9 protein-coding genes are annotated in these 11,312 nt (G+C 53.9%); 5 read left to right on the top strand and 4 right to left on the bottom strand.

What is annotated here, in order from left to right; genetic code table 11:
* Nucleotides 1–118 precede the first annotated feature (118 nt).
* The 3 genes from malG to malE all read right to left on the bottom strand — a co-directional run bounded on the left by malG (nucleotide 119) and on the right by malE (nucleotide 3,945).
* On the bottom strand, nucleotides 119–1,009 hold the full coding sequence (malG, locus tag FDX03_RS09870; RefSeq protein ID WP_016155340.1) for a maltose ABC transporter permease MalG: 891 nt from the start codon (nucleotides 1,007–1,009) through the stop codon (nucleotides 119–121).
* Nucleotides 1,010–1,023: 14 nt separating this feature from the next.
* A complete protein-coding gene (malF, locus tag FDX03_RS09865) occupies nucleotides 1,024–2,568 on the bottom strand; it encodes a maltose ABC transporter permease MalF (RefSeq protein WP_048213938.1) in 1,545 nt (514 codons plus the stop codon).
* A gap of 186 nt (nucleotides 2,569–2,754) precedes the next feature.
* Nucleotides 2,755–3,945, bottom strand: coding sequence for a maltose/maltodextrin ABC transporter substrate-binding protein MalE (malE, locus tag FDX03_RS09860; RefSeq protein WP_048213937.1), 1,191 nt, complete (start codon nucleotides 3,943–3,945; stop codon nucleotides 2,755–2,757).
* Nucleotides 3,946–4,306: 361 nt separating this feature from the next.
* Here malE and malK point away from each other — a divergent pair, with 361 nt between their 5' ends.
* The 5 genes from malK to ubiA all read left to right on the top strand — a co-directional run bounded on the left by malK (nucleotide 4,307) and on the right by ubiA (nucleotide 9,475).
* Entirely contained in the window at nucleotides 4,307–5,416 is a 1,110-nt protein-coding gene (gene malK / locus FDX03_RS09850; RefSeq protein WP_005132674.1) for a maltose/maltodextrin ABC transporter ATP-binding protein MalK, read from the top strand.
* Nucleotides 5,417–5,494: 78 nt separating this feature from the next.
* Nucleotides 5,495–6,850 (top strand): maltoporin, encoded by a 1,356-nt coding sequence (locus FDX03_RS09845; protein ID WP_048213936.1) that lies wholly within the window; start codon nucleotides 5,495–5,497, stop codon nucleotides 6,848–6,850.
* A gap of 113 nt (nucleotides 6,851–6,963) precedes the next feature.
* Nucleotides 6,964–7,911, top strand: coding sequence for a maltose operon protein MalM (malM, locus tag FDX03_RS09840; protein ID WP_061067019.1), 948 nt, complete (start codon nucleotides 6,964–6,966; stop codon nucleotides 7,909–7,911).
* 180 nt (nucleotides 7,912–8,091) lie between these two features.
* On the top strand, nucleotides 8,092–8,589 hold the full coding sequence (ubiC, locus tag FDX03_RS09835; protein ID WP_048213934.1) for a chorismate lyase: 498 nt from the start codon (nucleotides 8,092–8,094) through the stop codon (nucleotides 8,587–8,589).
* A gap of 13 nt (nucleotides 8,590–8,602) precedes the next feature.
* Entirely contained in the window at nucleotides 8,603–9,475 is an 873-nt protein-coding gene (ubiA, locus tag FDX03_RS09830; protein WP_048213933.1) for a 4-hydroxybenzoate octaprenyltransferase, read from the top strand.
* Nucleotides 9,476–9,529: 54 nt separating this feature from the next.
* Here ubiA and plsB read toward each other — a convergent pair.
* The coding region (gene plsB / locus FDX03_RS09825; protein WP_249357026.1) for a glycerol-3-phosphate 1-O-acyltransferase PlsB at nucleotides 9,530–11,312 on the bottom strand (1,783 nt) is incomplete at its 5' end.

The raw sequence follows: 11,312 nt of genomic DNA, 5'->3' as shown, positions 1-11,312 counted from the left end.
AAAAAAAGGGCGCTCCGTAGAGCGCCGAATAACAGTCACAGGTTGGGATAACATAAGTTGAGGGTTGCAGTGGCATTGCCCGTTGCCGGGCGGGGTAACACAACTACTTTGATGAAACTTAACCTTTCACACCACCCGCGGTCAGGCCGTTGACCAGCCAGCGCTGCGCCAGCAGGAATACCAGCGTGATCGGAATGGCGGAAAGTACAGCTGCGGCGGCAAAGTCGCCCCACAAATAGTTCTGTGGATTGAGGTACTGCTGCATACCTACCGCGAGGGTATAGCTGTTCACATCACGCAGCAGCAGTGACGCGACCGGGACTTCGGTAATAGCGGCAATGAACGACAGAATAAATACCACCGCCAGAATCGGAACGGAAAGCGGTAGCAGCACCAGGCGGAATGCCTGCCACGGCGTTGCGCCATCCAGCGCGGCCGCTTCTTCCAGCGAACCGTCGATGGTTTCGAAATAACCCTTAATCGTCCATACATGCAGTGCAATACCGCCAAGATAGGCGAAGATCACGCCGCCGTGCGTGTTCAGGCCGATAAACGGAATGTACTGGCCCAGGCGGTCAAACAACGCGTACAGGGCGACCAGAGACAGTACTGCCGGGAACATCTGGAAAATCAGCATCCCTTTCAGCAGGGTTGCTTTACCCGGGAAACGCATACGGGCAAAGGCGTAAGCACAGGTGGTGGAAAGCGTCACGATACCAATCGCGGTAATGGTGGCCACCTTCACTGAGTTCCACAGCCACAGCAGTACCGGGAACGGCGGCGGCGTCACACGGCCATCTGCGTGCTCAACGCTAAAGCCCAGCGCCAGTTTCCAGTGTTCCCAGGAGATGTTTTCCGGGATCAGGCTACCGGTGGCGAAGTTACCTTCGCGCAGCGAAATAGCAATGACCATCAGCAGCGGGAACATGATCGCCGCGATGAAAATCAGTAGCAGAAGGTGCGTGGTCAATAAACGTAGCTTCTGAGATTTGGGTTGGACCATAGCCATATTCCGTGCCCTCCTTAGTCGAATTTCATTCGTGTGGCTTTCAGGTTAACAATCGCCAGCGCACCCACCAGCAGGAAGATCAGCGTGGCAATCGCCGCTGCCAGACCGAAGTCCTGTCCGCCGCCGCCTTCGAAGGCGATACGGTAGGTGTAGCTCACGAGCAGGTCGGTATAGCCGGCTGGCGTGGTGGTGCCAAGTCGGTCCGGGCCACCGTTGGTCAACAGCTGAATCAGCACGAAGTTGTTAAAGTTAAAGGCGAAGCTGGCGATCATCAGCGGCGTTAGCGGCTTAATCAGCAGCGGTAGCGTTATCTTAAAGAAGTTCTGGAACGGGCCTGCGCCATCCATCGCCGAGGCTTCATACAGATCGTCAGGAATTGCTTTCAGCAGACCCATGCACAGGATCATCATGTACGGATAACCGAGCCAGGTGTTGACGATAATAATCATCGAACGTGCGGTGGTTGGGTCGCTGAACCAGGCCGGTTTGATACCAAACAGTGCGCTCAGCATCATGTTGATTTCACCAAAGCTCTGGTTGAATAAGCCCTTGAAAATCAGAATCGAGATAAACGACGGTACGGCATACGGAAGAATCAGCAGGACACGGTAAATCGCTTTGCCTTTGAGAGACTCCCACTGTACGAGACAGGCCAGCACCATCCCCACAGCAACGGTGAGGATCACTGTCAGAACGGAGAAGACCACCGTCCAGACAAAGATGGCGAAAAACGGTTTCTGGATGCCTTCGTCGGTAAACACGCGGGTGAAGTTATCCCAGCCGATGGCAACGGTATAGCCTGGACTGAGTTTTTCGCTACCCCAGCTACCGTCAGCGTTAATCGCCTGGTAATAACCAATGTCGCTGTTCGGACGGTATTTTACGCCGCTCTGGTTATTGGTGAGCGTGCCGTCGTCAGCGAGGGTATAGAGCGGTTGCGTGCCGGAAAACTGGCGCAGTGAACTCATGATCACTTTGCTTTCATCCGGCAGAATAGCGGTCAGTTGGTTCAGCGCCTGGCGATTCTGGGTGATGATGCGCAGCGTCCCACGTTCGCTTGCTGGTAAGGCATCCGTTTCTTTTAGTTGCAGTTTCTGTTCGCCGCCAAATTTGAAGGCATCGGAAACATAATTTTTGCCGGTTTCACCGTCGGTGAGCGCCAGTTGCCACTCCGTACCCGCCGGATACAGACCGAAGTTGTAGGTTTTACCAGCCTGATACGAACGATCCATCAGGACTTCCTGAGCACGTTCAAAGGTCAGCTGGTTGGTGCTGCTGTAGTTGGTAAAGGCAATTGCGATGGTGCAAACCAATGGAAACAGAACAAACAGCCCCATACCAGCGACGCCAGGATAAACATAACGCCAGGCATAGGTTTTACGGTTAGCGAAAATATACAGGCCAGCAGAGCTTAAAATCAGCGTCATGATGGCAAACAGGTACTCCCCCTGAGCGTACATCAAAACAACAAGGTAACCGACCAGCAGCCCAAGCAGACCTATCACTGACCATTTAAGCCGGTCGCTTTGCCACCAGTGTTTCTTTTTAATGACATCCATGGGGATCTTCCTCTTTACGCTTTATCCTTCGCACTACCTCTTTGTTGGCTGCGGAAGCGCACCCCAGTCACTTACTTATGTAAGCTCCTGGGGATTTGCCTCCTTGCCGCCTCGATGTAGCGCGAATGATTTCGCGTAACAACGTATTCAATAAACCTGATTCCCTAAGAAATAAGGGAAACCGTATTACTTGGTGATACGACCTTGTGCATCTTTCAGCGCGGCATCGACGGTCTGACGGCCGCTGGCTGCGTTGATCACTGCGGTACGAACGGCATACCAGAATGCGGACATCTGCGGGATGTTCGGCATGATTTCGCCTTTCTGGGCGTTATCCATGGTGGCGGCGATGCGTGGATCTTTTGCTAATTGATCCTGGAAGGATTTCAGCGCCACGGCACCCAGCGGTTTGTCCTTGTTCACTTCATCCAGGCCCTGATCGGTCAGCAGGTAGTTTTCGAGGAACTCTTTCGCCAGTTCTTTGTTCGGGCTGGCGGCGTTAATACCGGCGCTCAGTACCCCAACAAACGGTTTAGACGCTTTGCCTTTGAAGGTTGGCAGCAGCGTGACGCCGTAGTTAATTTTGCTCTTGTCGATGTTGGACCACGCCCACGGACCGTTGATGGTCATCGCCGTTTCGCCCTTGTTGAAGGCCGCTTCTGCGATGGAGTAGTCGGTATCCGCGTTCATGTGTTTGTTCTTGATAAGGTCAACCAGGAAGGTCAGACCCGCTTTCGCGCCAGCGTTGTCCACGCCCACGTCTTTCACGTCATATTTGCCGTTTTCAAACTTGAACGCGTAACCGCCGTCGGCAGCAATCAGCGGCCAGGTGAAGTACGGTTCTTGCAGGTTGAACATCAGCGCAGATTTACCCTTCGCCTTCAGTGTCTTATCCAGCGCTGGGATCTCTTCCCAGGTTTTTGGTGGATTTGGCACGAGGTCTTTGTTGTAAATCAGCGACAGCGCTTCAACCGCGATTGGGTAAGCAATCAGTTTGCCGTTGTAGCGTACGGCATCCCAGGTGAACGGGTAGAGTTTGTCCTGGAACGCTTTATCCGGAGTGATTTCAGCCAGCAGGCCAGACTGCGCGTAGCCGCCAAAGCGGTCATGTGCCCAGAAGATGATGTCCGGGCCATCACCGGTCGCGGCAACCTGCGGGAATTTTTCTTCTAGTTTGTCCGGGTGCTCAATGGTGACTTTGATCCCGGTGTCTTTCTCGAATTTTTTGCCCACTTCAGCGAGGCCGTTGTAGCCTTTATCGCCGTTAATCCAGATAACCAGCTTACCTTCTTCAATCTTGGCGAGAGCCGAGGCGGAGAACATCATCGTCGTCAATGCGGACAATGCGAGGATGCGTGCGCCAGTTTTGATTTTCATAGTTCCCATCCTGTTTGGTGATTTTGCAGAGGTGGCTTAACGGTGACTAGTTTCTTTATACGACAACCTCTTTCCATCCTCCTTACCCCTACGCCCCACCCATTCTTTATGTGATCTGTGTTACATAAATGTGAGTAATGCGTACTGGCGCACATAAAAACCCACTGATTTTTGCAAGCGACATCACGAAATTCCTCCACGGCGTACAGCCAGGGTCTCAGACGCTGCTCTCTCATCCTCCCGCCTCCTCCCCCATAAAAAAGCTGGGGGGTGGAGGATTCACGCCGTTAAGGGATAACGCATAGTCAATCCATCAATGAATGTTGCTGTCGATGACAGGTTGTAACGAAGGGAGAAGGGCATGGCGAGCGTACAGCTGCGAAATGTAACGAAAGCCTGGGGTGACGTGGTGGTATCGAAAGATATCAATCTCGACATTCACGAAGGGGAATTCGTGGTGTTTGTCGGACCGTCAGGCTGTGGTAAGTCAACCTTGCTGCGTATGATCGCCGGACTTGAAACCATCACCAGTGGTGATTTGTTTATCGGGGAGACCCGGATGAACGACATTCCGCCCGCCGAACGTGGCGTGGGGATGGTCTTCCAGTCCTATGCGCTGTATCCCCATTTGTCCGTCGCCGAAAACATGTCGTTCGGCCTCAAGCTGGCAGGCGCCAAAAAAGAGGTGATGAACCAGCGTGTTAATCAGGTCGCAGAAGTGCTGCAACTGGCCCATCTGCTGGAGCGCAAACCCAAAGCGCTCTCTGGTGGACAACGTCAGCGTGTGGCTATTGGCCGTACGTTGGTTGCAGAGCCGCGTGTCTTTCTGTTGGACGAACCGCTGTCAAACCTCGATGCCGCACTGCGCGTCCAGATGCGCATTGAAATCTCCCGCCTGCATAAGCGTCTTGGCCGCACGATGATTTACGTCACCCACGATCAGGTCGAAGCGATGACCCTGGCCGACAAAATTGTGGTGCTGGATGCCGGCCGCGTCGCGCAAGTAGGCAAACCCCTGGAGCTGTACCACTACCCGGCTGACCGCTTTGTTGCCGGGTTTATTGGTTCGCCAAAGATGAACTTCCTGCCGGTGAAAGTGACGGCAACGGCGATCGATCAGGTTCAGGTTGAGCTGCCTAACCGCCAGCAAATATGGCTACCAGTGGAAAGCCGCGCGGTGCAGGTCGGCGCCAATATGTCTTTAGGTATCCGCCCGGAACATCTGCTGCCCAGCGATATTGCTGATGTCACCCTCGAAGGTGAAGTACAGGTCGTCGAGCAGCTTGGTCACGAAACACAAATCCATATCCAGATCCCCGCCATCCGTCAGAACCTGGTTTACCGCCAGAACGACGTGGTGTTGGTAGAAGAGGGTGCCACATTCGCTATCGGCCTGCCGCCAGAGCGTTGCCATCTGTTCCGTGAGGATGGCACTGCATGTCGTCGGTTGCATCAAGAGCCGGGCGTTTAAGGTATCCCATTAAAAAAAAGCGCAAAACCGTCAAGGTGAAGCGTTTAAAGAAAAGCAATGATCTCAGGAGATAGAACGATGATTACTCTGCGCAAACTTCCTCTGGCGGTTGCTGTGGCAGCAGGCATTATGTCTGTTCAGGCAATGGCTGTCGATTTCCATGGTTATGCTCGTTCCGGTATCGGCTGGACGGGTAGTGGCGGCGAACAACAATGTTTCCAGGCAACCGGTGCCCAAAGTAAATACCGTCTCGGTAACGAATGTGAAACCTATGCTGAAATTAAGCTGGGCCAGGAAGTGTGGAAAGAAGGCGATAAGAGCTTCTACTTCGACACTAACGTTGCCTACTCTGTTGCACAGCAGAATGACTGGGAAGCGACCGATCCTGCTTTCCGCGAAGCCAACGTGCAGGGTAAAAACCTGATTGAATGGCTGCCGGGTTCCACCATCTGGGCCGGTAAACGTTTCTATCAGCGTCATGACGTCCATATGATCGACTTCTACTACTGGGATATTTCAGGTCCTGGTGCCGGTATTGAAAACATCGATCTGGGCTTTGGTAAGCTGTCTCTGGCCGCAACCCGTTCTCAGGAAGCGGGTGGTTCTTACACCTTCAGTAGCCAGAATATCTACGACACATCCAAAGATACCGCGAACGACGTATTCGACATGCGTTTAGCGCAGATGGCCATTAACCCGGACGGCATGCTGGAACTGGGTGTTGACTACGGTCGTGCGAATAAAACTGACGGTTATAGCTACGCGGATAGCGCTTCTAAAGATGGCTGGATGTTCACTGCAGAACATACTCAGAGCATGCTGAAGGGCTATAACAAGTTTGTGGTTCAGTATGCAACTGACGCGATGACCACGCAGGGTAAAGGTGGCTCGCAGGGTACTTACGGTTCAACCTTCGATACCCAGGCAACACCAAATGATCCCGTTATCCATCATGTAAACAACAACATCAATAACAACGGTAGCCTGGTGCGCGTACTTGACCACGGTGCTATCTCTCTGGGCGACAAGTGGGACCTGATGTACGTCGGTATGTATCAGAATATCGACATGGATAACGACCTGGGTACTGAATGGTACACCGTGGGTATTCGTCCGATGTACAAATGGACGCCAATCATGAGCACCCTGATGGAAGTCGGCTACGATAACGTCAAATCTCAACAGACTGGCGATCGCAACAGCCAATACAAAATCACCCTGGCGCAACAGTGGCAGGCAGGCGACAGCATCTGGTCTCGTCCGGCAATCCGCGTCTTTGCAACCTATGCCAAATGGGATGAAGAATGGGGCTACGTGAAAAACGGAGATAAGGTCTCTAAATATGCTGCTGCAACCAACTCCGGTATCAGCACAACCAGCCGTGGCGATAGCGACGAGTGGTCCTTCGGTGCCCAGATGGAAATCTGGTGGTAATCCAGCATTAACCTGACGTAATGACCTAAAGAGGGGCGTAAGCCCCTCTTACTTACGGTTTAGCGCGCTATTGCCTGGCCACCGCTGAACCCATGCTATCTGAGGTGATAACAATGAAAATGAAGAAAAGTCTCGTTGCCCTTTGTTTATCGGCAGGGTTATTTGCCAGCGTTCCTGGAATCAGCCTGGCCGATGTGAATATCGTTCCGCAGGACACCGCAGCTGCACCGTCGATTCCGACGGCTGCGTTGCAACAACTGGCCTGGACGCCCGTCGACCAATCGAAAACCCAGTCAACCCCGTTGGCGACAGCGGGACAGCGTCTGGACATTGCCGGTATTAGCGGCCCGGTTGCCGCCTATAGCGTACCGGCCAATATTGGTGAACTGACCCTGACGCTGAGCAGTGAAGTTAACCAACAAACCAGCGTATTTGCGCCAAACGTTTTAATTCTTGATCAGAACATGACGCCATCGGCGTTCTTCCCCAGCAGCTACTTTACCTACCAGGCACCGGGTGTGATGAGTGCGGATCGCCTGGAAGGGGTGATGCGTCTGACGCCAGCGCTGGGACAGCAGAAGCTTTATGTTCTGGTCTTTACTACTGATAAAGATCTCCAACAGACCACCACGCTGCTTGACCCGGCGAAAGCGTATGCCAAGGGCGTGGGCAATGCTGTTCCGGATATTCCGGACCCGATTGCCCGCCATACTACCGATGGTCTGGTGAAACTGCAGGTGAAAACTAACAGCACCTCCAGCGTGCTGGTTGGGCCGCTGTTTGGCTCCTCTGGCCCGGGTCCGGTGACGGTGGGTAATACCGCTGCACCTGCGGTGGCCTATGCAGCCCCGGCTGCCGCGGTAGCCGCACCGGCACCGCAACCGGTGAAGAAAAGCGAGCCGATGCTGAATGACACTGAGAACTATTTTAACCAGGCGATTAAGGATGCCGTGGCGAAAGGTGATGTTGATAAAGCGCTGAAGCTGCTTGATGAAGCTGAACGTCTGGGATCCAAATCTGCCCGTTCCACCTTTATCAGCAGTGTAAAAGGCAAGGGGTAACCATCTCCCCACATTGTTGATTTTGCAACAACTGGTGCGTCTCCTGGCGCACCTTTTTTTATCCTTCGATGCTACTTGTTACACTTATGTTGCCCTACCGATCACTTAATCGTGTTTGCTCACCCCGCAAAGCCTTTTCTGCGATACAATGCCTTCAGGTTATGAATCGGAGAGTAAGGCATGCCACACCCCGCGTTAACGCAACTGCGTGCTCTGCGTTATTTTGATGCGATCCCGTCGCTTGACCCTCAATTGCTCGACTGGTTGTTACTGGAAGATTCGATGACCAAACGTTTTGAGCAGCAGGGAAAACAGGTCACCGTAACATTGATACGAGAAGGATTCGTTGGGCAAAATGAAGTCGCTGAAGAGTTGACGCTGCTGCCGGCAGAATCCCGCTATTGGTTGCGGGAAATCCTGTTATGCGCGGATGGTGAGCCATGGCTTGCCGGGCGGACCGTGGTGCCTGAATCCACCTTGTGCGGCCCCGAACTGGCTTTACAAAATCTGGGGAAAACCCCGCTCGGGCGCTATCTGTTTACATCATCGACATTGACCCGCGATTTTATTGAGATTGGCCGCGATGCAGCGCTGTGGGGGCGTCGTTCCCGACTGCGGCTGAGCGGTAAGCCGCTGATGCTTACCGAGCTTTTTTTGCCTGCATCGCCGTTGTACTGAGAGGAAGATAAAGATGGAGTGGAGTCTGACGCAGAGTAAGCTGCTGGCGTTTCACCGCTTGATGCGTACGGATAAGCCAATTGGCGCCTTACTGCTGCTCTGGCCGACGTTGTGGGCGCTGTGGGTAGCGACCCCTGGTGTACCGCAATTATGGATACTGGCGGTGTTTGTCGCCGGAGTGTGGCTGATGCGCGCTGCCGGATGCGTGGTGAATGATTACGCCGACAGGAAATTTGACGGACACGTCAAACGGACCGCAAACCGGCCGCTGCCGAGCGGTGCAGTCACGGAGAAAGAGGCCCGAACACTGTTTGTTGTGCTGGTGTTGCTCGCCTTCCTGTTGGTTCTGACTCTTAACACGATGACGATTTTGTTGTCCGTTGCCGCGTTAGCACTGGCGTGGGTTTATCCCTTCATGAAACGCTATACGCACCTGCCGCAGGTGGTGCTGGGGGCGGCGTTTGGCTGGTCTATTCCCATGGCGTTCGCCGCCGTCAGTGAATCTGTACCGCTGAGCTGCTGGCTGATGTTCCTCGCCAACATTCTCTGGGCGGTGGCGTATGACACGCAGTATGCGATGGTTGATCGCGATGACGATCTGAAGATTGGCATTAAATCGACCGCCATTCTGTTCGGCCAGAACGACAAGCTGATTATTGGCATTCTGCAGGTCGGTGTGCTGGCGCTGATGGCGATGGTGGGGTGGTTAAACGGGTTGGGGCTGGGCTATTACTGGTCACTGCTGGTGGCGGGCGCGCTGTTTGTGTATCAGCAGAAACTGATTGTCGATCGTGAACGGGATGCCTGCTTTAAAGCGTTTATGAACAATAACTATGTGGGGCTGGTACTGTTCTTAGGGCTGGCGATGAGCTACTGGCACCTTTGAGTTTGGCTTAGCCTGCAAAATAAAAACCGGTCATTTCGACCGGTTTTTTTATGCTTACTCGCCCTGCGTTGCGCTTTCGATGGTCAGACGCACATCGGACGTGACCAGCTCGGCCAGCATCTGATAGATCTTCATCGTCTCTTCCGGTTCGGCATCACCGGTATCGCTGATGTAGCCCTCGTCACGCAGCGTCAGCACCAGGGAGCTGAACACGGCTTTATCGAAGAACTCAGGCGCGTTGATACCGTGCAGCACGGAAAGACGTTGTGCCACGGTGCGGCTCTCTTTCTCCAGGGTACTGCGGTTGATGGACGGGTTCGCACTCAGCAGCCAGAAGGTAATGGCATAGCGCTGTAGCGTTTCACGCGCGCCCGCAGCCAACAGCTGCAGCGTGCGAGAATGAACCGGGTTGATATGCAGCTCATCGTTCTGCAGGGTTATCAGACCCTGACGTTGCATTTCGTTGGCCAGCTCGTCAATTACCCCGGCAAGCTCATCACGCTCCCAACGCAGGAACAGCTCGGCTTTCAGCATCGGGTACAGCGCTTCAATATGCTGCTGCAATGCGGCGCGTGAAATCCGGCGGTGCTGAGTCACAATCGCGGCCATCAACGAAGGTAGAACCAGCATGTGGGCAATGTTGTTGCGGTAGTAGGTCATCAGTACCGCCTGCTCGCGCGGCAGAATGATGATGTCACCGATGGTGTCTTTCTCAACCTCAAACTTGTTCATCTGCAAGGCGTGGTCGATCAGTTCACTGGCGCTCTGCGCGGGAACGGTTGAGTCCGTCGCGTACGGCACGTTGCGCAGCAGGCTCAGGTAGCAGTCGAGCTGCTCGGTTAACTGTTCACGGGTCAGAGAGCGCTGGCGGGAAGCCAACAGCGCGGTACAACACAGGTTCATGGCGTTGGCCGCGCCTGCGTTGTTAATGCGCACCATCAGATCGGCAGCAATGTTATTCACCGTCGGCGTCAGCCAGGCAGGACGGATAGACTCGATAGGATCGATAGATTCACGCCACTCCGGCACATGCTGGTTGAGGTAAGTCATCAGCGGCATTGGTTCGCCAAAGTTAACGTAGCCCTGACCCAGATTACGCAGCTTGCTTAAGCCACGCAGCATTTGCGGCAGGCTCTCTTTTTCTTTCGTCGCGCCACGCAGCTCTTTGGCGTAGGTGCCCACTTCCATTACGTGCTCGTAGCCGATGTAGATCGGTACGAGGGTAATCGGACGCGTACCGCCGCGCAGCATCGCCTGAATGGTCATCGACAGGGTGCCGGTTTTCGGGTCGAGCAGGCGGCCGGTACGCGACCGCCCACCTTCGACAAAGTACTCAACCGAATAGCCGCGGCTGAACAACTCGCCCAGGTATTCGCGGAATACGGTGGAATAGAGCTTATTGCCTTTAAACGTACGACGAATAAAGAATGCGCCAAGACGGCGGAAAATCGGACCTGCCGGCCAGAAGTTCAGGTTGATCCCTGCCGCGATATGCGGTGGAACCAGTCCCTGATGGTACAGAACGTACGACAGCAGCATGTAGTCCATATGGCTGCGGTGGCACGGCACATAGACGATTTCATGTCCGTCGTGCGCCAGTTGGCGTACGCGCTCCGCATTATGAACGTTAATCCCCTGATACAGACGGTTCCAGGTAAAGCCCAGAATACGGTCCGTCAAACGGATCATTTCGTAGGAGAAGTTGGCGGCAATCTCTTCCATCAGCGCAATGGCATTTTGCTGCGCTTTTTCGTGGGAAATTTTTTTGCTGCGTGCTTCATCTTCCACCGCGCGTGCGATGGCTTTTGAGGCCAGCAGTTTATTAAACAGATCCTGG

The organism is Citrobacter sp. wls827 (assembly GCF_005280875.1).
Taxonomy (GTDB): domain Bacteria; phylum Pseudomonadota; class Gammaproteobacteria; order Enterobacterales; family Enterobacteriaceae; genus Citrobacter; species Citrobacter youngae.
This window is presented reverse-complemented; position numbering and strand designations above follow the sequence as displayed.

What these genes read in the sequence shown, in the direction of transcription:
- malG (WP_016155340.1), bottom strand. Translation starts at nt 1,009, where the DNA reads ATGGCTATGGTCCAACCCAAATCTCAGAAGCTACGTTTATTGACCACG.
- malF (WP_048213938.1), bottom strand. Translation starts at nt 2,568, where the DNA reads ATGGATGTCATTAAAAAGAAACACTGGTGGCAAAGCGACCGGCTTAAA.
- malE (WP_048213937.1), bottom strand. Translation starts at nt 3,945, where the DNA reads ATGAAAATCAAAACTGGCGCACGCATCCTCGCATTGTCCGCATTGACG.
- malK (WP_005132674.1), top strand. Translation starts at nt 4,307, where the DNA reads ATGGCGAGCGTACAGCTGCGAAATGTAACGAAAGCCTGGGGTGACGTG.
- FDX03_RS09845 (WP_048213936.1), top strand. Translation starts at nt 5,495, where the DNA reads ATGATTACTCTGCGCAAACTTCCTCTGGCGGTTGCTGTGGCAGCAGGC.
- malM (WP_061067019.1), top strand. Translation starts at nt 6,964, where the DNA reads ATGAAAATGAAGAAAAGTCTCGTTGCCCTTTGTTTATCGGCAGGGTTA.
- ubiC (WP_048213934.1), top strand. Translation starts at nt 8,092, where the DNA reads ATGCCACACCCCGCGTTAACGCAACTGCGTGCTCTGCGTTATTTTGAT.
- ubiA (WP_048213933.1), top strand. Translation starts at nt 8,603, where the DNA reads ATGGAGTGGAGTCTGACGCAGAGTAAGCTGCTGGCGTTTCACCGCTTG.